The sequence below is a fragment of the Pseudarthrobacter equi genome, from assembly GCF_900105535.1.
Lineage (GTDB): Bacteria > Actinomycetota > Actinomycetes > Actinomycetales > Micrococcaceae > Arthrobacter > Arthrobacter equi.
Window position 1 is genome coordinate 587,931 of record NZ_LT629779.1, and the last position, 22,636, is coordinate 610,566.

The window sequence follows — 22,636 nt, forward strand, 5'->3', positions numbered from 1 at the left end:
CGTCAGTGCAGTTGAGCTGCCTGGACGCGCAACCCCGCCTCGGACCAGGTAAGGATAGGGGTGGCTGCGGCTTCCCCTAAACCTGCGGTCCGGACCTCCCAATCCGGCGCCTTCGGGTCGTATTCTTAGAGGAGGTTTTGCAGTGGGCCGCAGCTTTTTCAACCCTAGGCGTGGAACATGGCCGCTGAACCCTCGGGGCAGGTTGGCTGGGGACCGCTTCCATCGCCCCCGGAGCCCGTTTTCGACAGCAAGGACGTCGAGAACTATCTCTGGGAAGTCACCCATGAGTTCATGCGTGACGTCAAGGGTGAACAGCGCGGCATCGGCTGGGCGGCCACCCTCTTCCGGCTGGGAAAATCCCACACCCTCGCGGCGAGCACCGAGCAGGCGCGCGAGGCGGACCGCGAGCAGTGTTCGTTCGCGGACGGCCCCGTCATGGAAGCCATGCGGACCGGCGAGTTCGTCCTCCTCTCCGACCTCAGCCGGGACTGGCGCTGGCCAGGCTACTCCAGTGCCGCCGCGGCGCACGGCGTGCAGTCCCTGCTGTCCGCGCCCATCGCCTCCGAAGGCGGGGCGAGTGCCGCCATCAACCTTTACGCGGCCGCCGCGCACACCTTCACCAGTGACGACCTTGTCCGCTGCCGCACGTACGTCCACCAGGTGGCCCGGGCGCTGCGCGTGGTAGTACGCGTCGGAGAACGTGCCGAAGCCACGGCGGGCATCGCCGTCGTGCAAAGCTCGCTGGTGCTGGTGGACCTGGCCGTCCGCAGCCTCATGAACGAATACGGGCTGAGCCGCGAGGGCGCGCTGAGGTTCCTGCAGACCCAGGCGGTCCACCACGAACTGGACCTCCGGGACGCGGCGCTCAACGTCGTCGCGCCCAACGCCGGGATGGGACGTCCCGGCCCGGCACCGGCGGCACCTGCGCCGGAGATGTACGACGGCGTCACGGGCTTCCAGCCTGCGCCGGCGGCCGAGCTGGGGCACGCCTCACAAGGCGCCCCAAGGGCGGGGGCTGCAAGGAAGCAGCGCCCGCGTCCAACCGCGGGAAGGAGAACGGCATGATCACCGACGATCGTGGATTGAACAGGACCGGCGAGGGCCAGGTGCTGCATCCCTGGCACCGTTTCGTCGCCCTGGGAGACTCCTACACCGAGGGCATTGGCGATCCAGAACCACGCAGCCTGGGCGGTTTGCGCGGCTGGGCGGACCGGGCGGCGGAGGAACTCAGCGACGGGCAGCCGGACTTCGCCTACGCCAACCTGGCCGTCCGGGGACTGCTGCTGCGGCAGATACTGGACCGTCAGCTGGCACCCGCGCTTGCCCTGAAACCTGACCTGATTGCCATGTCCGGCGGCGGGAACGACATCCTCTTCAAGCGCGGCAACCCGGACAAACTGGCCGAAAAGCTGGATGCCGCCGTCGGGGTGCTGTCCGCCACCGGCGCCACCGTCCTCCTCTACGCCGGGCCGGACTGGGGCAACACGCCCGTCTTCAGTACCATCCGCGGCAAGGTGGCTGTCTACAACGAGAACATCCACACCATCGGTGCCAGGCACCACTGCGTCATGGTGGACCTCTGGTGCCTGCCCGAACTCCAGCATGCTGCCATGTGGGATCCGGACCGGCTGCACCTTTCCCCGCTGGGCCACCACGCGGTTGCCGTGGCCACGCTCAACGCCCTGGGCGTTCCGCACACCCTGCAGCCCTTCCAGCCCAAACCCCTTCCGGACCAGGGCTGGAAGCACGCGCGGGCAGAGGACCTGGTGTGGGCGCGGCAGTACTTCGTCCCCTGGGTCCTGAGGCGGATCCTGCATCCTGAGGACGAATCGCTGACCGCCAAGCGTCCGCTGCCCGGGCCCATCTTCGGGTTGGGCCGGCCGGGACCGTTCCCGCCCGGCCACCCCGTGGCGGGCCTGAACCCCGGCATGTCGGGCGGCCCGGCGCCGCAAGGGCAGGCCGCCTAGCCTGCGGCAGCTCTAGCGGGCAGAGGGCCGGCGTGCGTCCCGGATCAACAAGATGAGTGCCGGGACTCCCGCCACTGCGGCCGGAACCGCGAGCAGTAGCCCGTATCTTGGCAAGAACGCTGAGACGGCTGCCGCGGTGACGGCTGCAGCCAGGGCCGCGATAAGGGCGCCGGACAGCCGCTTTCGGACGTCCCTGGCGTTGAAGAAGCGGAAACCGCCGAGGCCCGCGGTGACCAAGGCAAAGGCGATAATGCCTCCGGTCAGGACGGCGGTTCCTGGCCCGGGAGCATCCTTGAGGCGGTCAATCAGGGCAATGGGCACTGCCAGCATCCAGGCACTGAGCAGGACCGCGAGGATGCATCCTGCCAAGCGGGACTTGGGTACCGGATCCAGGGTGTAGATCTGGCCGGACGGCAGATCCCCCTGCTGGACGTGGCGGTGGTTTGCCGGCGGCGTCGATTTCGGCAGGCGCATGAAACTCTCAAGCATTTGATTCCCCAGACGTAGTGCTTGACGTCCTTTCACCCTACATGGGGTGCCGGGAACGGCTATCTGAGCAAGCGGCTCAGCGCTTCTTGGGGCTGCGCTTGGTCGCCGCGTTCAACGCAGACCTGACCGCCGGCGGCAGCCCGCCCTGCTCGGTCTCGGGCTCGGCTACGGTTCCGCGGGCCTTCGCGATGCCACGCATGCCGTGGTAGATCACCAATGCCGCGGCGGAGCCCAGGGCGATGCCGGTGAACTTCAGGTCTCCGATGGTCCAGGTGTAGTCGGCGATGCCGATGATCAGGGCGACGGCGGCCGTGGTCAGGTTGACGGGGTTGGAGAAGTTCACCTTGTTCTGCACCCAGATCTTCACGCCCAGGATGCCGATCATGCCGTACAGCATGGTGGCAGCACCGCCCAGTACTCCCTGCGGGACCGTGGCGATGAGTTCGCCGAACTTCGGGGAGAAGCTGAGCAGGATGGCGAACATGCCCGCCACCCAGTAGGCCGCCGTCGAATAGACCTTGGTGGCAGCCATGACGCCGATGTTCTCGGCGTACGTGGTGGTGCCGGATCCGCCGCCGAAGCCCGCCAGGACCGTCGCGGCGCCGTCGGCCATCAGCGCGCGCCCGGAGACGCCGTCGAGGTTCTGGCCCGTCATGGCGGCCACGGACTTCACGTGGCCGATGTTCTCTGCAACCAGCACCAGCACCACCGGGACGAACAGGCCCAGGACGCCGATGTGGAACTCCGGTGTCTGGAAGTGGGGGAGGCCCACCCATGCGGCGGCGTCCATCTTTTCGTAACTGACCTCGCCGCGGAGCATGGCCACCAGGTAGCCCACCACCACGCCCACCAGGATGCTCAGCCGGCCCAGGATCCCGCGGAACAGCACGCTGACCAGGATGATCGTGGCCAGCGTGATGACGGCGGTGATGGGGGCGGCGTCGAAGTTCTGCTTCGCGGCGGGCGCCAGGTTCAGGCCGATCAGCGCCACGATGGCGCCGGTGACGATGGGCGGCATGAGCCGGTTGATCCACCCGGCGCCGAACTTTTGCACCACGGCGCCCACCAGGGCCAGGGTGGCACCGGCCAGCACCACGCCGCCGAGGGCACCCGGAATGCCGAACTGCGCCTGGGACGCGGTGATGGGTGCGATGAACGCGAAGCTTGAGCCGAGGTAGCTGGGCACGCGGCCCTTGGTGACCACCAGGAACAGGAGCGTGCCGATGCCGGAGAAGAACAGCGTGGTGGCCGGCGGCATGCCGGTGATGATGGGCACCAGGAACGTGGCGCCGAACATGGCCACCACGTGCTGCATGCCCACGCCGATGGTCAGCGGCCACGCCAAACGCTCATCCGGGGCCACCACCTGGCCGGGCTTGATGGATTTTCCGGTGCCGTGCAGCTTCCATTTGATTCCGAGCATGCTCATGGGAAGGAATGCCTTTCAGGGGGTGCCGCGAGGGGGCGAAGATCAACTCGCTCAAGAATACCGCCAGCCCTGCAGGGAGGCTGCCGTCCGCAGCATGCCGTGAAGAGCCGGGGATCCGCTGTGTCCAACGTCACCTGCCGTCACGGGAAGAGGCGGCAAGCAGTTGAAGTTGCAACTATGGAAAGCAACCAGAGGCCCACCCCGGCAGGCGGGGGGAGCCGCAGCGAAAGGTACGCGAATGACCATTGCCCATGAAGAAGCGGTTATCGATTCGGCAGCCGTTGACGCCATCTTCGCCCAGGCCCGCACCGCCAACTCCTTCACCGGTGAGGTCACCGAGGAGCAGGCCCAGGCCATCTACGAGCTGACTAAGTTCGGGCCTACCGCGTTCAACTCCCAGCCGCTGCGCGTCACCTACGTCCGCTCGGACGAGGCCCGCGCCACCCTGGTGGACACCCTCTCCCGCGGCAACCAGGCCAAGACGGCCTCCGCTCCGCTGGTGGCCATCCTCAGCTACGAGACTGACTGGGCCGGCAAGTGGGACAGCTTCCTCCCCGGCTACAACGCCCCCAAGGCCATGTACGACGCCGATCCCGCCCTGGCCGCCAGTACCGGCAACAACAACGCCCACCTTCAGGCCGGCTACTTCATCCTTGCCGTCCGCTCGCTCGGCTTCGCCGCAGGCCCCATGACCGGCGCCGACTTCGCCGCCATCGACGCCGCCTTCTTCCCGGCCGGCGACCAGAAGAGCTTCCTGGTGGTCAACATCGGCCAGCCCGGTGAGGAAGCCTGGGGCGCCGCCAAGCCCAAGTTCTCCTACGACGAGGCCGTCCGCACCGTCTAACCACGCTCACGCGCGCTCACTTGTGGTGCCTTTTCCGCGAACGCGCGCTCACATGTGGTGCCTTTCCCACGAACGCGCGCTCGCATCCGCGGGCTTAAGAAGCTAACGCCCGCTCACTTCAGGTGAGCGGGCGTTAGCGTTTTAACCACCGTTAGTGAGCGGGCGTTCGCCTTTTAACCGCCGCTAGTGAGCGCGCGTTTGGCTTGGGGCCAGCACAGGCGGGCGGACGCGGGTCAGGCGATGACGCTGTCCACCAGGGCCTTGGCTTCGGCCTGGACCTGCTTCAGGTGCTCCTCGCCCTTGAAGGACTCGGCGTAGATCTTGTAGACGTCCTCGGTGCCGGACGGGCGGGCGGCGAACCAGGCGTTTTCCGTGACCACCTTCAGGCCGCCAATGGAAGCGCCGTTGCCGGGGGCTTCGGTGAGCTTGGCGGTGATCGCCTCGCCTGCCAGTTCCGTAGCGGTGACGTCCGACGGCGAGAGCTTGCCGAGTGCCGACTTCTGCTCCCGCGTGGCGGCGGCGTCGATCCGGGCGTAGACAGGTGCGCCGAACTGGTCCGTGAGGCCCTTGTACAGCTGCGACGGGGACTTGCCGGTGACGGCGGTGATCTCGGATGCGAGCAGGGCCAGCAGTATGCCGTCCTTGTCCGTGGTCCAGACGCTGCCGTCCAGCTTGTTGAAGGACGCGCCGGCCGATTCCTCGCCGCCGAACGCCCCGTCGCCGGAGAGCAGCCCGGGGACGAACCACTTGAAGCCCACGGGAACCTCCACCAGCTTGCGGCCCAGGCTTTCCGCCACGCGGTCAATGATGGAGGAGGACACCAGGGTCTTGCCCACCACCGATGCCGGGTTCCAGCCGCTGCGGTTGCGGTACAGGTAGTCGATGGCCACGGCGAGGTAGTGGTTCGGGTTCATCAGGCCACCGTCCGGCGTAACGATGCCGTGCCGGTCCGCGTCCGCGTCGTTGCCCGTGGCGATGTCGTAGGCGGTGGACCCGTCCGCGCCAACGGTCATCCGCTGGATCAGCGAGGCCATGGCCGACGGCGATGAGCAGTCCATGCGGATCTTCTCATCCCAGTCCAGGGTCATGAAGGCCCACTGCGGGTCCACGGTGGGGTTCACCACGGTGAGGTTCAGGTGGTGGCGCTCGGCGATCTCGCCCCAGTAGTCCACGGAGGCGCCGCCCATGGGGTCGGCACCGATCCGGACTCCGGCGTCGCGGATGGCGTCCAGGTTCAGGACGGACGGAAGGTCGTCCACGTAGCTGGAGAGGAAATCGAACTTGCCCGTGGTGTCCGCTGCCTGGGCGTCGGCCAGCGGGATGCGCTTGACGCCGCGCAGGCCGTTTTCGAGCAGTTCGTTGGCGCGGTTGGCGATCCAGCCCGTGGCGTCGGAGTCTGCCGGGCCGCCGTGCGGCGGGTTGTACTTGAACCCGCCGTCCTGCGGCGGGTTGTGGCTGGGGGTGACCACGATGCCGTCCGCCTGCGGGGCGCCGGCACCGGCGTTCCGGTTGTAGGTGAGGATTGCGTGGCTCAGTGCCGGGGTGGGCGTGTAGCCGTGCCGGGCGTCGACCAGCACCTGGACGCCGTTGGCGGCAAGGACCTCGAGGGCCGAGTTCTGTGCCGGCTCGCTCAGGGCGTGGGTGTCCTTGGCAAGGAACAGGGGGCCGGTGACGCCCTGCGCCGCCCGGTATTCGACGATGGCCTGGGTGATGGCCACGATGTGCTTTTCATTGAACGAGGCCTTCAGGCTCGATCCGCGGTGACCCGACGTGCCGAACACCACGCGCTGGCCTGGGTCACCCAGGTCCGGCGAGATGTCGTAGTACGCATCGAGGAGCGCTGTGATGTCAACAAGGTCCTGGGGTTGGGCAACTGTACCCGCGCGGCTAGCCATGGGACCTAGCATGCCAGAACCTCGCCGGAGTCAAAACGGCAGGCCCACATTCCGGCCCCTGTGACGGCGGCACGTCATCGAAAACGAGCCGTTAACCAAGTAGCCAACCTGAGTACATGCCCCGAAAAGTACCTATATACCGGCCCCTGCGCGCGCTGTTACTTTCGAAAAATCCGGAAGGCTATCCACAGCCTCCCGGCTCGAACAACCACAGCAGGGGACGACGGCGGCCCGCCGCTTTTCGCCCGTCCGGCACGGAAGCAGGGACGCACCATGGGGGCAGGAGACGGGGCAGCCGAACAGTCCAGGCTGGCCGCTGAGCGGGTAGCCAGGCTCAAACGCCGGCTGGATGCGGCCGAGCGCTCCACAAAGGCGTGGGATGCGGGGGCCGTGGGCGAACGCGTGGTGGCGGACAAGCTCAGCGAACTGGTCCCGCACGGCTGGTACGTGCTGCACGACGTGCACTGGCCCGGCCGGCCCAAGGCCAACCTGGACCACGTCCTGGTGGGGCCCGGCGGCGTGGTGGTGGTCGATTCCAAAAACTGGACCGGCGAGGTGCGGGTGGCATCGGGAGTGCTCTGGCAGGGCCGGTATGCGCGGACCCAGGCAGTGGAAGGCGCACTGGCGCAGTGCGCCGCCGTCGCCTCCGTGCTGGCGCCGCCGCACCGCCGGCTGGTCCGGCCGCTGATCTGCATGGCCGCCCAGCCTGACCTCTTTGGCGTGACGAACTCCGATGTCGCCGTCGCGGGCAGCCAGCGCGTGGTGGCTACCATCGAGGCGCTGCCGCCGGTACTGGACCACCAGGCAGTCGTGGGACTTTATGCCCAACTGGGGGAGGAACTTACCCACGAGCAGGAGCCCGGCATCACGGCGTTCCGGAATGTCCGGCCGGGAACCGTGGTGCGGCCTGCGGGCGGCCTCCCGCCGGCCGGTCCAGGAAACGCCGGTCCGCGGACGGGCGCTCCCGGCGCGGACCGTCGCAGCACGGACAATCACCGGACAACCGGTCCTGACCGGAGCCGGAGCGGCAGTGTTTCCCGGCATCCCGCCGGGCGTGCCGTCCCGCCGGCAGGCGCCGGCGGAGCGGCCCGAACCGCTGCCGGCCGGAACCGAAACGGGAAACCGCAGGCGCGGGGCGGCACCAGCGCGGGCAGGCTTGCGCTCCTGGCGGCCTTCGTTATTTTTGCGGTCTACGTGCTGCCGTTCTGGATGCGCTGAGTTTGCTGCCGGCACTGCGGCCGTTCTCCGAAGCGGTTGTGCGCAGCTTGCCAAGGCCGGCGTCGCGGACCGCCTCGCCCATCCGGCGGAGCCGCTCCGAGTCCAGTGACCAGGATTGCCAGTAGAGCGGCACATCCTCGTGGGCGTTCTTCCCGAGGAGGACCAGCGAGCCGCGGGCCAGCTCGTTGCCGAGCTGCAATTCAGGGAGCATGCCCCACCCCAGGCCGGCTTTGATGGCCGCCAGGAACCCTTCCGACGACGGAACCGTGTGGGTGGGCGGAACCTGCCCGACGCCTTTCGCCGCCAGCAGCCCGCGCTGCAGGTTGTCCTTGGCATTGAATTTCAGGACCGGCATCCGGGCCCAGTCCACCGAGCTGCCCTTGGTGAACCGTTGACGCAGGGCGGCTGCGGCCACCGGGACGTACCGCATGTGGCCCAGCAGCTCCACCCGGCAACCGCTGACGGGGGCGGGATCGGAGGTGACGGCACCCATGACGTCACCCTGGCGCAGGAGCTGGCTGCTGAAGCCCTGGTCCTCGACGTGGAGGTCCAGGGTGGTGTCCTGCCACGTGGCCGCCACGGCGAGGACGGGCACGAACCACGTGGCCAGCGAATCCGCATTGATGGCCACCGGCAGGGTGGCGCGGGAGGCTGTGGCGGTGCCCAGCGCAGTTGACGCTTCGGCCTCGAGGACCTGCACCTGGCGGGCCATCCGGAGCAGCACGACGCCGGCGTCGGTGGGAACGCAGGGGACCCGCCGGCGCACCAGGACCTGCCCCGTGGAAGCCTCCAGCGCCTTGATGCGCTGGCTGACGGCGGACGGAGTGACGCGCAGGAGATCGGCCGCGGCCTCGAAGGTGCCTTCATCAATGACGGCCATCAGTGCGCGGAGATGCTCGAGGTTCATGAAGAAATTCTAATGTAGGCAAAGAATCAATCGTTTGTCTTCAGATCCTGTGGTCCGTACCGTCGGATGCATGTTGATGACAGGAATCACCGGGATGCTGACGGGGCTGGCGCTGATCGTTGCCATCGGTGCCCAGAATGCCTTCGTGCTCCGCCAGGGCGTCCGCCGCGAGCACATCGGCGCGGTGGTTGCCGTGTGCATGGCCGGTGACGCTGCCCTGATCCTGGGCGGGACCGCCGGAATCGGCGCTCTGGTGACCCGCTTTCCCGAAGCCCTCGAAGTCCTCCGGTGGGGCGGAGCTGCCTACCTCGCCTGGTTCGCGGTGCGCTCCTTCATCTCGGCGCTAAAGCCGTCCGCCCTTGCGCAGGGCACGCCCCGGTCCAAGGGGTCGGTGGTGGCCAGTACTGTGGCGCTGACGTTCCTGAACCCGCACGTGTACCTCGACACGGTGGTGCTCCTGGGAAGCCTGGCCAACCAGCAGGGCCCGGACCTCCGGTGGGTTTTCGCCGGCGGCGCCGTTGCCGGCAGCATCGCGTGGTTCTCCGCGCTGGGGTACGGAGCCAGGGCGCTGTCCGGGGTGCTCGGCAGCACGCGCACCTGGCGGTTCCTGGACCTCGGAATCGGCATCGTCATGCTTGGCCTGGCCGTCAAGCTGGTCCTGCACTGACGGCGCCCGGAAAGCCGCCGCAGGCGATAGGCTGGAAGCAACATTCCAGGGGGAAAACCATGACTGACCAGCCTTCCCAGCGCCCTGACTCCCAGTGGCACAACCCGTCCGGCAGCGACGGCACTCCGCCCGCGCCGCCGTCGGGGTATGAACCGCCGCCGTTCGTGCCTTTGCACGGAACCACCGCGCCGGGCTCCGACATCCCCCCGCCGCCGCTGTACCCGGGCCTTTCCGCGGAGTACGGCAGCAACCAGTACGGTGGCCCGCAGTATGGCAATGACCAGTACGGCAACCAGTACAGCGGCGCCAGCCCCTACGCCCAGCCGAGCCTGTACGGGCAGCAGGCCCAGTACGGACAGCCGGCGTACTACGGCATGCAGGCCGAGCCCAAGACCCTCAGCATCGCCAGCATGGTGTGCGGCATCGCGTCAGTGATCATGGGATGGCTGATGCTTCCGCAGCTTGCCGCCATCATCACCGGCCACATGGCCCTCAAGCGCGAACCTGCGGGCAAGGGCATGTCCATCACCGGACTGGTCCTGGGCTACCTCTGCCTGCTGGGGTACGGCGGCTTCTGGCTGCTGCTCATCATCGGGCTGGCCTCGTACTCGTCCTCAAGTTACGGGTACTGACCGCCGCCACCCCGCATGCCCCATCAGATCCGGTTCCTGAAACCCGGTTTTAGGAACCCATCTGACGGGGCATCTGCCGTTTAGCCGCGGATGGGGGAGCGGGGTCAGCGGAGGAGTTCGACGTCGGACACCAGCTCGATGTGCGCCAGCATCGCCTCTGCTGCGGCCTCCGCGTCCTGGTCCCGGATGGCATCGGCAATCCGCCGGTGTGAGGCCAGTGACTGTTCCGGCCGCCCCGGTTGCCCGAGGGACTCCATCCGCGTTTCCAGGATCATTTCGGCGATGAATGCCATGAGCTGCGCCAGCACCGAGGAATGCGCTGCTGCGGTGATCGCCTCGTGGAAGAGCTCATCGCCATGGGTGCCGCGGTCGCCGTCGCTGATTTCCGTGGCCATGACCTCGAGAGCGTGATCGATCGCTTTCAGGTCCTCGTCCGTGCGCCTCGCAGCGGCCAGTGCGGCCAGTTTTCCTTCCAGCGTGCTCCGTGCCTCGACGATTTCCGGCAGCCGGCTCCGGTGTTCGCGGAGGCCCTTGATTACTGACGCAACGCTGGGCCGCCGGGCGAGCACGGCTCCCGTCCCGTGCTGCACATCGATGACGCCCAGCACTTCCAGCGCCACGAGTGCCTGGGCCAGGGTGGCGCGCGAGACCCCCAGCCGTTCGGCGAGGTCGCGCTCTGCCGGCAGGAGGTCGCCGGGCTTCAGCTGCGCCGATTCGATGTAGGCAAGGATCTGCTCCACCAGCTGTTCGTAAAGCCTTGGCCGCGAAACCCGTTCCAGTCCCAGCCGTGCTGTCTTCTCCACAAAGCCCTCGCTACATTGTCGGTCCCCTAAGAATACAGCGCGCTGCTATTGACAGATAGACTCACTGTCTAAGAGGCTAGTCCAGTGAGCCAGTAACTCACGTCACACTTTTTCTTTCCCCAATGGAGGACCAACGATGTCCGCTCCTGTTCTATCGATCATCATCCTGGCGGCGATGTTCCTGTTAGCCACCGTGCTGCCCCTCAATATGGGAGCCCTCGCCTTCGTGGGCGCCTTCCTGCTGGGCGCCCTGGTGCTGGGCATGTCCACGAACGAGATCCTGGCCAACTTCCCCGGTGGCCTCTTCCTGACGATTGTCGGCGTCACCTACCTGTTCGCCATTGCGCAGAACAACGGCACCATCGACCTCCTGGTCCGCGGCGCCGTCAGGCTGGTGGGCAGCCGCGTTGCCCTCATTCCCTGGGTCATGTTTGCCATCACCGCCGTCATCACCGCTGTTGGCGCGCTGTCCCCGGCCGCCGTCGCGATTATTGCCCCCATCGCCCTCAGCTTTGCCGGCAAGTACAAGATCAGCCCGCTGCTGATGGGCATGATGGTGATCCACGGCGCCCAGGCCGGCGGGTTCTCGCCCATCGCGGTCTATGGCGTCACCGTCAACGGCATCATCGCCAAGACGGACCTCGCCTTCAGCCCCACGGCGCTGTTCTTGAGCAGCCTGATCTTCAACGTCGTCATCGCCGTGGTGCTCTTCGCCGTCCTGGGCGGCCGGGCGCTGCTGTCCTCCCGCGTGGGGCACTTCGTGGAGCAGGCTGCCGAAGCGCGGATGTCCGTCAGCGTGGGTGCCAAGGCCGGCACGGACGTTGCCTTCAAGGGCTTCGGCTCCGGCATGTACGGCCCCCGCGACCCCGCAGGCGACGGCGTTGCCGCCACCAGGGAACGCTCCCAGCGGATCCCGCAGCTGGTGACCATCGCCGGCCTGGTGGTGCTCGCCGTCGTCGCCCTGGGCTTCAAAATGGACGTCGGTTTCGTGTCCATCACCATCGCCATCGTCCTGGCCCTCGTCTCGCCCGCGGCCCAGAAGGGCGCCATCAACAAGATCAGCTGGTCCACCGTGCTGCTGATCTGCGGCATGCTGACCTTCGTTGGGGTGCTCGAAGAAGCAGGCACCATCGAATTCGTCTCCAACGGCGTTGCCGGTATGGGCATGCCCCTGGTGGCAGCGCTCCTCATCTGCTTCATCGGCGCCATCGTCTCGGCCTTCGCGTCCTCCACCGCCATCCTGGCCGCGCTCATCCCGCTCGCCGTGCCCTTCCTGTCCACCGGCGAAATCGGCGCCGTCGGCGTCATCTGCGCACTGGCCGTCGCCGCCACCATCGTGGACGTCTCGCCCTTCTCCACCAACGGCGCCCTGGTCCTGGCCAATGCGCCCGAGGGCGTGGACAAGGACAAGTTCTACAAGCAGATCCTGGGCTACAGCGGCATCGTCATCGTTGCCGGACCAATCCTCGCCTGGCTGGCGCTGGTAGTCCCCGGCTGGCTGTAGCCTCCACATTTCCACCCCGCCAGCGCTCCGCGCCACGCACTTCAGTAAAGGAACCAGCACATGAATGCAGCTGACCGTCAGCAAGGCCCCCTGGCCGGGCACACCGTCGTCGACCTGAGCCGTGCCCTGGCCGGCCCGCACGCCGGCATGATGCTGGCCGACCTCGGCGCACGCGTCATCAAGGTGGAGAACCCCGGAACCGGCGATGACACCCGCGGCTGGGGCCCGCCCTTCGTGGGCCCCGAGGATGACCTGCAGTCCACCTACTTCATGTCCTGCAACCGCAACAAGGAATCCATCAGCCTGGACCTGAAGAGCAGTGACGGGCAGGCAGTGCTCCGCGGGCTGCTGGAACGGGCGGACGTGGTGATCGAGAACTTCCGGCCCGGCGTCATGGACCGGCTGGGCTTCTCCACCGCCGCCATGCACGAGCTCAACCCGCGGCTGGTGATCCTCTCCATCACCGGCTTCGGCCATGACGGCCCAGAATCCCAGCGCAGCGGCTACGACCAGATCCTCCAGGGCGAGGCAGGGCTGATGTCCCTCACGGGGTCCGGCCCGGACGATCCGCAGCGTGTGGGCGTGCCGATCGCCGACCTGCTGGCCGGCATGAACGGCGCCACCGGCGTGCTGGCCGCGCTGGTTGAACGCGAACGCACCGGCCAGGGCAAGGTGGTCCGCACGTCGCTGCTCGCCTCCCTGATCGGGGTCCACGCCTTCCAGGGCACGCGCGCCACCGTGGCCGGCGAAGTCCCGCAGGCACAGGGCAACCACCACCCGTCCATCGCGCCCTACGGCCTGTTCAACTGCAAGGACGGCAGCGTCCAGATCAGCGTGGGCAGCGAGAAGCTGTGGGCTTCCTTCGCCGCCGCCTTCGGCCTTGACCCTGCCGCGCCCGGTTTCGCCAGCAACGCCGACAGGGTGCGGAACCGCCAGGAGGTGATTGCCGCCGTCGAACGCGCCTTCGCCCAGTACGGCGCGGTGGAACTGCTGGAGAAGCTGAACGACGCCGGGATCCCGGCAGGGAAGGTCCGCTCGCTGGACGAGGTGTACGCCTGGGAGCAGGTGGCCTCGCAGGGCCTGGTGGTGGATGTGGAACACCCCCTGCTTGGCACGGTCAGCCTGCCCGGTCCGCCGCTGCGGTTCTTCGCCCAGGGCGACGCCGCGGAGACGACCGTGAAGGACCACGCTGCGCCGCCGCTCCTGGACGCCGACGGCGGATCCATCAGGGAGTGGCTGGGGCTGGTTCCCGTCGCTGCCGCGGACGCGCCGGCCGGGGCGGAATAGCATGCCGACGTCGGAAAAGGTGCGCCACCTCAGCGCCGCGGAACTGCTGGACGCCGTGGTGGACGACGGTTCGTTCACGTCGTGGGACGCCGAACCGCAGCAGCCGGCCCTGAGCGAGGAGTACGCGGCCGACCTCGCCAGGGCGCGGGCACGCAGCGGCACTGACGAATCCGTGCTCACCGGCGCCGGCCTGATCCGCGGCCGCCGCGTGGCGCTGATCGTGAGCGAATTTTCTTTCCTGGCCGGCTCGATCGGCCACGCCGCTGCCGAACGGATCGTGGCTGCGGTGGAGCGCGCCACGGCGGAGGGCCTGCCGCTGCTGGCCGGTACCGCCTCGGGCGGTACCCGCATGCAGGAAGGCACCCTGGCGTTCCTGTCCATGGTTAAGATCACCGCGGCCGTCCGGGCCCACCGGCAGGCAGGCCTGCCCTACTTGGTCTACCTGCGCCACCCCACCACCGGCGGCGTCATGGCCTCCTGGGGATCCCTGGGCCACATCAACGTGGCCGAGCCGGGCTCCTTGCTGGGGTTCCTGGGCCCGCGGGTCTACGAGGCGCTGCACGGCGAAGCCTTCCCGGACAACGTCCAGGTGGCCGAGAACCTGTTCAGCAAGGGCCTGATCGACGGTGTGGTGGAACCCGGCAAGCTCGCAGAACTGGTGGGCAGGGCGCTGGACATCCTGATGCCGCGCCGGGCTTCCGGCTCCGCTGCCTGGCCTGAGGCCCCGGCCACGCTGGCCGTCCGGCCCGCCGAGGTGGACGCCTGGACCTCCATCGAGATTTCCCGCCAACCGCGCCGGCCCGATCTCCGCCAGCTCCTCAAGTACGGTGCCAGCGATGCCCTCCCGCTCAACGGCACCGGGCAGGGCGAAAAGGATCCCGGGCTGCTGCTGGCCCTGGCCCGGTTCGGCACGCAGTCCTGCATCGTGCTGGGCCACGCCCGCCCGCTCCGGAAGGACGCCGCCGGAATGGGGCCCGGTTCGCTGCGCGAGGCGCGGCGCGGCGCCAAGCTGGCCGAGGAACTGCGGCTGCCGCTGCTCACGGTTATCGACACCGCCGGTGCAGCCCTCTCACAGGAAGCCGAGGAAGGCGGCCTGGCCGGGGAAATCGCCCGCTCGCTGCACGAACTGATCGGGCTCGAATCGCCGTCGGTCTCGGTCCTGCTGGGCCAGGGCGCCGGGGGAGGGGCACTGGCCCTGCTGCCGGCGGACCGGACCATCGCGGCGCAACACAGCTGGCTGTCGCCGCTGCCGCCCGAGGGCGCGAGTGCGATTGTCCACCGCACCACGGATTTCGCCCCCGCGATGGCCCAGGCGCAGGGCGTCAACGTGGCGTCCCTCTACGCCAACGGGCTGGTGGACCACATTGTGGACGAGCGCCACGACGCGTCCCTCGAACCGCGCGATTTCTGCGCACGGATGGCGCACGCCATTGAGTACGAGCTCGCGTCCGTTGCCGCGGTGCCCGTGTCCCAACTGGTGGCGTCGCGGGCAAGGAAATTCCGGAACCTCGGCAGTTAGGCCCCGACGACGGCGGCGGGCACCGTGCTGGTGCCCGCCGCTGTTCGGTACTGCTTGTGTGCTGGACGCTTTTTGTTGGTCTGCCTCGCCAGGATGCCCTGCCGGCGACGCAGTGCCGGCCGCGGCTCTGCTGTTACTGCTTTAGCGGCGCTGCCGCACCCGTGCCCGGTGTGCGCTGGCCCGGAGCTGCAGGATCCGGGCGCCGCCGGCTGCCGCCACCAGGACTCCGCCGGTCACACTGGCGATGAACAGCGCCATGCCCAGCGGGACGGATCCCTCCAGGCCCAGGAACTTCACCAGCGCCTGCTCCTGGTTCTGCAGGATGAAGATAATCAGCAGGATCAGCAGCACCAGTGCGGCCACCACGGCCGCCCAGATGACACCGGTCCGGGTAACCTGGCGCTGGGCCGGCCCGCTGGTGGGCGCGGTGGCGGTGCCTGCGGCGGGTGTATCCGGGGAGTATGAGGGTGCATTGCTGTAGGGGGCGGTGCTGTCGGCTCCGCCTGCGAGGCCGGGGGAGGGCGTTCCGGCCCCTGGCTCCTGCCGTCCGTTGGATTCTGGCGTGGTCTGTCCGGCGCTCATGTTCATCCCCTTCCTGATGCTAAGCATGCTTATCACCCAACCCTAGCCGCGGGGATCCGCGCAGCACAACAGATATCGCTTCAGGTGCCGGCAAGGCGTTCAGCGTGGATGCGTTCCGCTGCCGTCAACTCACCCGCTTCATCCGCCAGCAGGGTCCAGCGCGACGTCGTGCCCTCCGGGCCCGTCTGCGAGCCCTGGGCCAGTGCAGCGCGGATCCGACGGCGGACCTCGCCTTCCTGCTCCGGCTCGGCCGCGAAGACGGTCCGCAGGTTCAGCGTCATGTCGTCTTGCTGCACGCCGTGCTGCTGAGCGGCGTTCTGTTGCGCCGACGTGCGGGTGGTGGCCGTGTGGTGGGCGGCGAGCGGGCACGGCGGCGGGTGCTCCCACTGTCCGCAGAGCGCCAAGGTGATGGCCGCCCCCGACGCCCCGGTATCGCCGTCGTACCCCATCCGGAGCGAGGCGGCGTGGACGTAGGCTGCGCGCATACCCCTATTCTCCCCTGTGGAACCCATCGGCCGGTTAACGGGGGCGGGACGGGCCGTGGAGGCCCGTCCCGATGCTGCGGAGTCAGACCCGCTCCTCGCTCCGCTCTGCGGAGGGGGTGCGGGGTGTTGGCGACCTGCGCCAACTCGGGAAGGCCCAGAACGTGTAGTCCTGTGCCTTGACCCGCGGTTCCGGAGTTCCTACCGGGGTTTCTTGCTTGGCTTCAGGCTTGCGGCTGGTTTCCTTCTTGTCGCTCCGCCCGAAATCCTTGTTGTATCCGTAGCACATCACAGACCTCCTTCCAGTGACTGCGCTTTAATCGTCCTCCCGAAAAGCCGGGGAGTCGACACCCGGACGGAACGGATCCGGGCCCGGGCGGCACCACTTTGGAGGGGGCGGCTACTGGCTGGCGGAGACCACGTCGGCAGCCTCGGCGGGCCCGTGGAAATCGCACGGCCCCGGGTGGCGGAGGGGCAGGAGGCAGGTCCTGCCGGAGGGCAGATGGACCAGGGCGCAGCGGCCGGTCAGCGCCAGGTCCTCACGGACGTTGGCGTTGCTCAGGTCGGGCCGGGTTTCGTCCACTTGCCCGGAAATGCCGGCGTCCGTGGTGGTGGGGTATTCGGCGTTCATAGTGGGCAACTCCCCGTCGAGCGGTGGCTGGATGGACGTGACGCCTTCCCAGTCTGCTCCCGCCGGGTTACGTGCGGGTTAAGGGAGCGTTAGGAGCAGATCAACAGGACGGGCACCGTTACAGGCCCAGCTGGTGCCCCACCTGCAGCAGCAGCTGTTCCGAGCCCATGGGCCCCACCAGCTGGATTCCCATCGGCAGGCCCTGGCCCGGGGTACCTTCTGTCCAGTGGACCGGGAGGCTGATGGCCGGCAGTCCGCACACATTGATCATGGAAGACCAGGGCGCGAATTCGCACTGCTTCCGGTAGTCGCCGTCGGCGTCTCCTGGCCATTGCGCCGCCGGCCACCGCTCGCCGCCGTGGCCCGTCCCGGTAAACCAGCCCACCGGCCGGGGCGTCTGCGCCAGGGCAGGCATCAGCATGAGGTCCCATTCGGCGTACTGCGCCACGGTGTCGTGCTGGAACTGCCGCAGGAAGGCTAGGGCCTCGGACAGCTTGGCGGGGCTCCGCTGCTGTGCCCGGCGGCGGAAGGTGCGGGTCAGTGGCGCGAGCAGCGCTTCCCGGTGCGGGCTAATGCGGGCGCTGCCTACGCCGGCGGTCCAGGCCGTGGTGAATGCATCGGGGTACCTGTTGTCGTAGCGGATCGCCGCTTCACCGAACGTATGCCCCGCGTGTTCCAGGAGCCGCTCGCCCGCCGCCAGGGCGTCCAGGGCTTCCTGGTCAGGCGTGAAGGGGAAGGTTGCCGACCACGGGCTGTCCAGTGTGACGCCGATGCGCAGCTTCCGCGGCTCCCGCTCCAGGGCGGCCAGGTAGCCGGCATCCGGAACCAGCGCGTCCATCATCAGGGCGGCGTCGGCGGCGGTCCTGGCCAGCGGTCCTGCGACCACCAGCCGGGCCGGATCGCCCTGGCTTTCCCCGCTGGGCACCACGCCGCGGCCCGGCTTCAGGCCCACCAGCCCGCAGGCCGCCGCCGGGATCCGAACGGAACCGCCGCCGTCGGTCCCGGGAGCGAAGGGGACCAGACCGGCGGCCACGGCGGCAGCGCTGCCGCCGGAGGAGCCGCCCGAGCTCCTGCTGGGGGCATACGGATTGCGCGACGGCGGTGCAACGCGGTTTTCGGAGTAGGCCGTCAGGCCGAATTCGGGCACCTGAGTCTTGCCGAGGGAGATGACGCCGGCTTCCCTGAGGTGCGCCACGAGGGGCGCATCCGCGGGTGCCGCCTTGTGGTCAAGGGCGGCGCTGCCGTGGGTGGTCACCACACCGGCAACATCGGTCAGGTCCTTGAAGGCCAGCGGCATCCCGTGCAGCAGTGGCAGTTCGCCGGTGCGGGAGCGGGAGTGGCGGGCGTCCGCGGCACGGGCCTGTTCGATGGCCTGCTCCGCCGTCACGGTGATGAAGGCCCCCAGCAGCGGATTGCGCTGCCCAATCCGGTCCAGGAAATGTTCCGCAGCTTCCACGGCCGAGACCTGGCCGCCGCGCAGGACATCCCGCAACTGGACGGCGGAGAGGCTGTGGAGCTCTTCGGGCACTGGTCCTCCTGGGGGTCTCCTAGAAGCGTAACGTGCCCGGCCGCAGGCCCTTCGGCGGGGTGCAAGCACTAGGCTGGAAGCTGACTTTCGATCTGCCACGAAGGGATTCCCCATGAGCGACTTCGATTCCGTGCCCGTCAACGATGTTCCTGATGACGCCGTCATCCTGGACGTCCGGGAAGACTACGAGTGGGTTGCCGGCCACGCAGAAGGTGCCCTGCACATCCCCCTGGACCAGATTCCGGCCCGGCTCGACGAGCTCGACCCGGACGCTGACGTCTACGTCATTTGCCGCACCGGCGGCCGCTCCTTCCGTGCCGCGCAGTGGCTGACCGGGCAGGGCTATACGGCGATCAACGTCTCGGGCGGCATGGACCAGTGGCTGGAGTCGGGCAAGCCCCTGGTCTCCGACAACGGGCTCAAGCCGATGGTGCTTTAGTGCCCGGCGCTGTGCCCACCTATTCGTTCCTCGGCCCCGAAGGAACGTTCACCGAAGCGGCGCTGATGCAGGTGCCCGGTGCGGGGGACGCCGTCCGGGTGCCTGCTTCCAACGTGAACGCCGCCCTGGATGCAGTCCGGCAAGGCTCCGCCCATGCTGCCATGGTGCCCATCGAGAATTCCGTGGAGGGCGGAGTCACTGCCACGTTGGACGCGATCGCCGGCGGCCAGGAACTGCGGATCGTCCGGGAAGTGCTGGTGCCCATCAGCTTCGTTCTGGTGGCACGTCCCGGCACCCGCCTCGGCGACGTCCGCAGGATCTCCACGCACGGCCACGCGTGGGCGCAGTGCAGGCTCTGGATGGATCAGCATATTCCAGGCGCGGAATACGTTCCGGGATCCTCGACGGCGGCCGCCGCAATGGGCCTGCTGGAACCTGACTGCCACTACGACGCCGCCATCTGCGCACCCCTGGTTGCCCAGGAACAGCCCGGCCTCCCGGTGCTGGCCGAGAACATTGGCGACAACCCGGGCGCAGTCACCCGCTTCGTACTGGTGAGCCGTCCCGGAAAGCTTCCGGAACGCACGGGCGCAGACAAGACCACAGTGGCGGTCCCGCTGCCTGAGGACCGTCCCGGCGCCCTGATGGAAATCCTGGACCAGTTCGCCAACCGCGGCGTGAACCTGAGCCGGATCGAATCCAGGCCCACCGGCCAGTACCTGGGCCACTACTTCTTCAGCATCGACGCCGACGGGCATGTGGGCGACGCAAGGATGGCTGACGCACTGGCCGGGCTCCACCGCATCAGCCCCGCAACCCGCTTCCTCGGCTCATACCCACGGGCGGACCGGCAGCCCATCGAGGTTCAACCGCACACCTCGGACCGGGCCTTCGCGGCGTCCCGGAACTGGGTGGAATCCATACTGGACACGGAATCATTGCAGGTGGAAAGCGGTTCCGGACCTTCGCCCACAGCGTAGGTAAATGCCGCCCGGGGTACTTCCCCGGGTTCTGCACTGTGCGTATGCTTGCCTGATCCACATGAAGAGTGGCCCCTAACGAAGGGAGCGGGTCATGTCAGCCGGCAGCAGCACCGAGAACGATGGCCAGGGTATGATCGTCAACCCCAAGCCCTCCGCCGACAACCAGGACTGGGACGGCGACGACGCCGACCGCGCCGACCGCCTGCGCTTCGAGGAAGAACAGGCGATGATCCGCGAGCAGTCAGAGGAACGTGCCCACGCAAAGGCCGCCTCGGAGGCCGCCAAAGAAACCAAGCCGGACCACCACTGAGTCCTGCCCCGCACCGGCGGCTGATCCGCTAAGCGGCAGTCCCGACGTCGGGCCCGGAAATCCCCCGGACCCGCACCAGCAGGGACGCCGGCTGCACCTGAACCGTGAGCTTGGTTGCCTCACCTGACGTGTCGCCGTCCAGCTGCGTGGGCATCGGTTCCGGGCACTTGATGACGATCCTGCCGGACCGGTACACGGTCATGATCGGCAGCTTTCCGCTGTGCTTGAAGATGATCTTGCCGTACATCAGCAGCCAGCCGAGCGCACTGCGGGGGCTCATCACCACCACGTCCAGCATGCCGTCGTCGATCATGGCCTGCGGAATGAGGTCGATGCCGCCGGGCACCAGGCCGCAGTTGGCGAAGAGCACGCTGCGGATGTTCCGGACCTGTTCCGGGCTGCCGTCCAGGGAGATGGACACCTTTTTGCGCCGGCCTGGAAGGTGCCGCATGCCGGACTCGGTGTAGGCGAGCCAGCCCACCGCCTTCTTCAGGCCGTCGTTCGTATCCGCCAGGACCTCTGCATCCATGCCGATCCCGGCAATCACCAGGAAAACGTGCTCCGAATAGGTGCCCGTGCGGGAATTCTCGATGGCCATCCGGGCCGTGTCGATGGAGCGCTGCCGGCCGAAGAGCGCGGTCTGGACGGAGCCGTGCAGGTCCGTGACGTCCACGTCCACGTTCCGTGCCAGCAGGTTGCCCGTCCCCAGCGGGATCAGTCCCATGGCCACATCCGTGTGCGCCAGTGCCTCGGCCACCACCCGGACCGTGCCGTCTCCGCCGCCCACCAGGACGACGTCCGGTTTGGTGGCCAGGGCTGCCTGCATCTGGGTGAAACCGGGGTCCTCGGCCGTGGTCTCGTAAAAGACCGGCTCATCCCAGCCGGCGGTGAGGCAGGCCCGCTGTATGGCCGCCCGTGCCTCGGCTGCGCGTGCCTTGATGGGGTTGATGATCACCGCCACCCCCTGCTTTTCCAGGCCGGGATCATAGGCGTCGCCGGCCACGGCGCTGCGCATATGCAGGGCCTTCAGCCGGCGTACGCCCCACCAGCTGGAGATGGCAAAGGCAAGGGCCACCGCTGTCAGCAGGTAGAGAATCCAGTCGCTCATGGTGGTTCCACAGTAGCCCGGCGGAAGGCGCGCCGGACCCATCTGTCCCGGCCGCCCGCCGTCGTGCGCTGTATTGGATACCCTTGTCAGGTGATCGACGTAAAAGACCTCAGCGAAAACCCGGACAAGTTCCGTGCCAGCCAGCGCGCCCGCGGCGCGGACGAATCAGTGGTGGACGCGATCATCTCCGCGGATTCCGCCCGCCGTGCCGCGCTGATCCGCTACGAAAACCTCCGGGCCGAGCAGAACGTGTTCGGCAAGAAGGTGGCGCAGGCCAAGGGCGAGGAAAAGCAGGCGCTGCTGGCCGAGGTCAAGGAACTGGCCAACTCGGTCAAGGCCGCGTCCGCCGAGGCAGACGCCGCGCAGACCAAGCAGGAAGAACTGCTGCGCACCGTCCCCAACCTCGTTGAGGACGGCGTTCCCGAAGGCGGCGAGGACGACTACGTGGTGGTCAAGACCGTCGGCACGCCGCGCGAGTTCCCGGACTTCGAGCCCAAGGACCACCTGGAGATCGGCGAGCTGATCGGCGCCATCGACATGGAACGCGGTGCCAAAGTCTCCGGTTCACGCTTCTACTTCCTCCGCGGCGTCGGTGCGCGGCTGGAGATGGCGCTGCTGCAGATGGCCATGGAGCAGGCAATCGATGCCGGCTTCGTCCCCATGATCACGCCCACGCTGGTGCGCCCCGAGACCATGCAGGGCACCGGCTTCGACGTGAAGCACGACGCCGAGATCTACCGTCTCGCTGAAGACGACCTTTACCTGGTGGGCACCTCGGAGGTGGCCCTGGCCGGGTACCACGCGGACGAGATCCTGGACTTCTCCGCCGGCCCCATCCGTTACGCCGGCCAGAGCTCCTGCTACCGCCGCGAAGCCGGATCGCACGGCAAGGACACCCGCGGCATCATCCGCGTGCACCAGTTCAACAAGGTGGAAATGTTCATCTACACCACTGTTGAAGAGGCCGCCGCCGAGCACCAGCGGCTGCTGGCCTGGGAAGAGGAAATGCTGGCCAAGTGCGAGCTGCCCTACCGGGTCATCGACACCGCGGCCGGCGACCTCGGCAACTCCGCGGCCCGCAAGTACGACTGCGAAGCCTGGGTCCCTACCCAGGGCGCCTACCGCGAACTGACCTCCACCTCGAACTGCACCACGTTCCAGGCCCGCCGCCTGAACATCCGCGAGCGTGCGGTCAACGCCGAGGGCGTCGCCAAGGGCACCCGCGCCGTGGCCACGCTGAACGGCACCCTGGCCACCACCCGCTGGATTGTTGCCCTGCTGGAGCACCACCAGAATGCCGATGGTTCGGTCAACGTGCCCAAGGCCCTGCAGAAGTACCTGGGCGGCCTTGAGGTCCTTCCGGTCCTGTAGGTTTCGTTTTCCCGGGCTTGTTCGCGAATCCGAACCGTTAC

24 protein-coding genes are annotated in these 22,636 nt (G+C 68.0%); 13 read left to right on the forward strand and 11 right to left on the reverse strand.

The features are described 5' to 3' along the window. Positions 1 to 177 precede the first annotated feature (177 nt). Positions 178 to 1,065 (forward strand): GAF domain-containing protein, encoded by an 888-nt coding sequence (locus BLT71_RS02620; RefSeq protein ID WP_091717321.1) that lies wholly within the window; start codon positions 178 to 180, stop codon positions 1,063 to 1,065. After that, complete coding sequence (locus BLT71_RS02625) at positions 1,062 to 1,967, forward strand: SGNH/GDSL hydrolase family protein (RefSeq protein WP_091717323.1); 906 nt, start codon at positions 1,062 to 1,064, stop codon at positions 1,965 to 1,967. Before BLT71_RS02620 ends, BLT71_RS02625 begins: the two co-directional genes overlap by 4 nt. A 12-nt stretch (positions 1,968 to 1,979) precedes the next feature. Here BLT71_RS02625 and BLT71_RS02630 read toward each other — a convergent pair whose 3' ends face one another. Together BLT71_RS02630 and BLT71_RS02635 are read right to left on the reverse strand one after the other, a co-directional pair. Beyond that, entirely contained in the window at positions 1,980 to 2,456 is a 477-nt protein-coding gene (locus BLT71_RS02630) for a hypothetical protein (protein ID WP_231994424.1), read from the reverse strand. Between the two features lie 76 nt (positions 2,457 to 2,532). Then, the gene (locus BLT71_RS02635; RefSeq protein ID WP_091717325.1) at positions 2,533 to 3,885 is read right to left on the reverse strand and encodes a uracil-xanthine permease family protein; all 1,353 of its coding nucleotides are present in this window, start codon (positions 3,883 to 3,885) and stop codon (positions 2,533 to 2,535) included. A gap of 238 nt (positions 3,886 to 4,123) precedes the next feature. On the opposite strand from BLT71_RS02635, the gene BLT71_RS02640 reads away from it, so the two are divergent. Then, the gene (locus BLT71_RS02640) at positions 4,124 to 4,729 is read left to right on the forward strand and encodes a malonic semialdehyde reductase (protein WP_012631002.1); all 606 of its coding nucleotides are present in this window, start codon (positions 4,124 to 4,126) and stop codon (positions 4,727 to 4,729) included. A gap of 233 nt (positions 4,730 to 4,962) precedes the next feature. On the opposite strand, the gene pgm is transcribed toward BLT71_RS02640, so the two are convergent. After that, a complete protein-coding gene (pgm, locus tag BLT71_RS02645) occupies positions 4,963 to 6,624 on the reverse strand; it encodes a phosphoglucomutase (alpha-D-glucose-1,6-bisphosphate-dependent) (RefSeq protein ID WP_197676728.1) in 1,662 nt (553 codons plus the stop codon). Between the two features lie 273 nt (positions 6,625 to 6,897). Between pgm and BLT71_RS02650 the strand changes: the two genes are divergently transcribed. Next, positions 6,898 to 7,842: a nuclease-related domain-containing protein gene (locus tag BLT71_RS02650; RefSeq protein WP_091717328.1), complete on the forward strand. Its 945-nt coding sequence runs from the start codon at positions 6,898 to 6,900 to the stop codon at positions 7,840 to 7,842. Here the strand turns inward: BLT71_RS02650 and BLT71_RS02655 are convergent. Further along, positions 7,802 to 8,749: a LysR family transcriptional regulator ArgP gene (locus BLT71_RS02655; protein ID WP_091717330.1), complete on the reverse strand. Its 948-nt coding sequence runs from the start codon at positions 8,747 to 8,749 to the stop codon at positions 7,802 to 7,804. The genes BLT71_RS02650 and BLT71_RS02655 overlap by 41 nt on opposite strands. A 94-nt stretch (positions 8,750 to 8,843) precedes the next feature. Here BLT71_RS02655 and BLT71_RS02660 point away from each other — a divergent pair, with 94 nt between their 5' ends. Together BLT71_RS02660 and BLT71_RS02665 are read left to right on the forward strand one after the other, a co-directional pair. Next, positions 8,844 to 9,416 (forward strand): LysE/ArgO family amino acid transporter, encoded by a 573-nt coding sequence (locus BLT71_RS02660; RefSeq protein ID WP_091717332.1) that lies wholly within the window; start codon positions 8,844 to 8,846, stop codon positions 9,414 to 9,416. A 59-nt stretch (positions 9,417 to 9,475) separates the two neighbouring features. Beyond that, complete coding sequence (locus tag BLT71_RS02665) at positions 9,476 to 10,048, forward strand: DUF4190 domain-containing protein (protein ID WP_091717334.1); 573 nt, start codon at positions 9,476 to 9,478, stop codon at positions 10,046 to 10,048. Positions 10,049 to 10,152: 104 nt separating this feature from the next. On the opposite strand, the gene BLT71_RS02670 is transcribed toward BLT71_RS02665, so the two are convergent. Further along, on the reverse strand, positions 10,153 to 10,851 hold the full coding sequence (locus tag BLT71_RS02670) for a FadR/GntR family transcriptional regulator (RefSeq protein ID WP_091717336.1): 699 nt from the start codon (positions 10,849 to 10,851) through the stop codon (positions 10,153 to 10,155). Between the two features lie 136 nt (positions 10,852 to 10,987). On the opposite strand from BLT71_RS02670, the gene BLT71_RS02675 reads away from it, so the two are divergent. The 3 genes from BLT71_RS02675 to BLT71_RS02685 are packed head-to-tail and all read left to right on the forward strand — an operon-like array spanning position 10,988 to position 15,161. Continuing rightward, complete coding sequence (locus BLT71_RS02675; RefSeq protein ID WP_091717338.1) at positions 10,988 to 12,355, forward strand: SLC13 family permease; 1,368 nt, start codon at positions 10,988 to 10,990, stop codon at positions 12,353 to 12,355. Between the two features lie 60 nt (positions 12,356 to 12,415). Further along, on the forward strand, positions 12,416 to 13,642 hold the full coding sequence (locus tag BLT71_RS02680; protein WP_091717340.1) for a CaiB/BaiF CoA transferase family protein: 1,227 nt from the start codon (positions 12,416 to 12,418) through the stop codon (positions 13,640 to 13,642). 1 nt (position 13,643) lies between these two features. Further along, on the forward strand, positions 13,644 to 15,161 hold the full coding sequence (locus tag BLT71_RS02685; RefSeq protein WP_091717342.1) for a carboxyl transferase domain-containing protein: 1,518 nt from the start codon (positions 13,644 to 13,646) through the stop codon (positions 15,159 to 15,161). Positions 15,162 to 15,302: 141 nt separating this feature from the next. Here BLT71_RS02685 and BLT71_RS02690 read toward each other — a convergent pair whose 3' ends face one another. The 5 genes from BLT71_RS02690 to BLT71_RS02710 all read right to left on the reverse strand — a co-directional run bounded on the left by BLT71_RS02690 (position 15,303) and on the right by BLT71_RS02710 (position 18,384). After that, positions 15,303 to 15,743 (reverse strand): LapA family protein, encoded by a 441-nt coding sequence (locus BLT71_RS02690; protein WP_091723769.1) that lies wholly within the window; start codon positions 15,741 to 15,743, stop codon positions 15,303 to 15,305. Positions 15,744 to 15,823: 80 nt separating this feature from the next. Next, entirely contained in the window at positions 15,824 to 16,228 is a 405-nt protein-coding gene (locus BLT71_RS02695; RefSeq protein ID WP_091717344.1) for a hypothetical protein, read from the reverse strand. An 82-nt stretch (positions 16,229 to 16,310) separates the two neighbouring features. Beyond that, the gene (locus BLT71_RS02700; RefSeq protein WP_091717346.1) at positions 16,311 to 16,514 is read right to left on the reverse strand and encodes a hypothetical protein; all 204 of its coding nucleotides are present in this window, start codon (positions 16,512 to 16,514) and stop codon (positions 16,311 to 16,313) included. Between the two features lie 111 nt (positions 16,515 to 16,625). Next, positions 16,626 to 16,856, reverse strand: coding sequence for a hypothetical protein (locus BLT71_RS02705; protein ID WP_091717348.1), 231 nt, complete (start codon positions 16,854 to 16,856; stop codon positions 16,626 to 16,628). A gap of 118 nt (positions 16,857 to 16,974) precedes the next feature. Next, entirely contained in the window at positions 16,975 to 18,384 is a 1,410-nt protein-coding gene (locus tag BLT71_RS02710; protein WP_091717350.1) for an amidase, read from the reverse strand. 112 nt (positions 18,385 to 18,496) lie between these two features. On the opposite strand from BLT71_RS02710, the gene BLT71_RS02715 reads away from it, so the two are divergent. The 3 genes from BLT71_RS02715 to BLT71_RS02725 all read left to right on the forward strand — a co-directional run bounded on the left by BLT71_RS02715 (position 18,497) and on the right by BLT71_RS02725 (position 20,116). Beyond that, a complete protein-coding gene (locus tag BLT71_RS02715) occupies positions 18,497 to 18,823 on the forward strand; it encodes a rhodanese-like domain-containing protein (RefSeq protein ID WP_091717352.1) in 327 nt (108 codons plus the stop codon). Beyond that, complete coding sequence (gene pheA, locus BLT71_RS02720; protein ID WP_091717354.1) at positions 18,823 to 19,803, forward strand: prephenate dehydratase; 981 nt, start codon at positions 18,823 to 18,825, stop codon at positions 19,801 to 19,803. Before BLT71_RS02715 ends, pheA begins: the two co-directional genes overlap by 1 nt. Before the next feature lie 94 nt (positions 19,804 to 19,897). Then, positions 19,898 to 20,116 carry a hypothetical protein gene (locus BLT71_RS02725; RefSeq protein WP_091717356.1) on the forward strand — a complete coding sequence of 73 codons (219 nt, stop codon included), beginning with the start codon at positions 19,898 to 19,900 and terminating at the stop codon, positions 20,114 to 20,116. Between the two features lie 28 nt (positions 20,117 to 20,144). Here BLT71_RS02725 and BLT71_RS02730 read toward each other — a convergent pair whose 3' ends face one another. Further along, on the reverse strand, positions 20,145 to 21,224 hold the full coding sequence (locus BLT71_RS02730; protein WP_091717358.1) for a diacylglycerol/lipid kinase family protein: 1,080 nt from the start codon (positions 21,222 to 21,224) through the stop codon (positions 20,145 to 20,147). A gap of 90 nt (positions 21,225 to 21,314) precedes the next feature. Between BLT71_RS02730 and serS the strand changes: the two genes are divergently transcribed. After that, positions 21,315 to 22,595, forward strand: coding sequence for a serine--tRNA ligase (serS, locus tag BLT71_RS02735; RefSeq protein ID WP_091717360.1), 1,281 nt, complete (start codon positions 21,315 to 21,317; stop codon positions 22,593 to 22,595). The last annotated feature ends 41 nt before the right edge of the window (positions 22,596 to 22,636 follow it).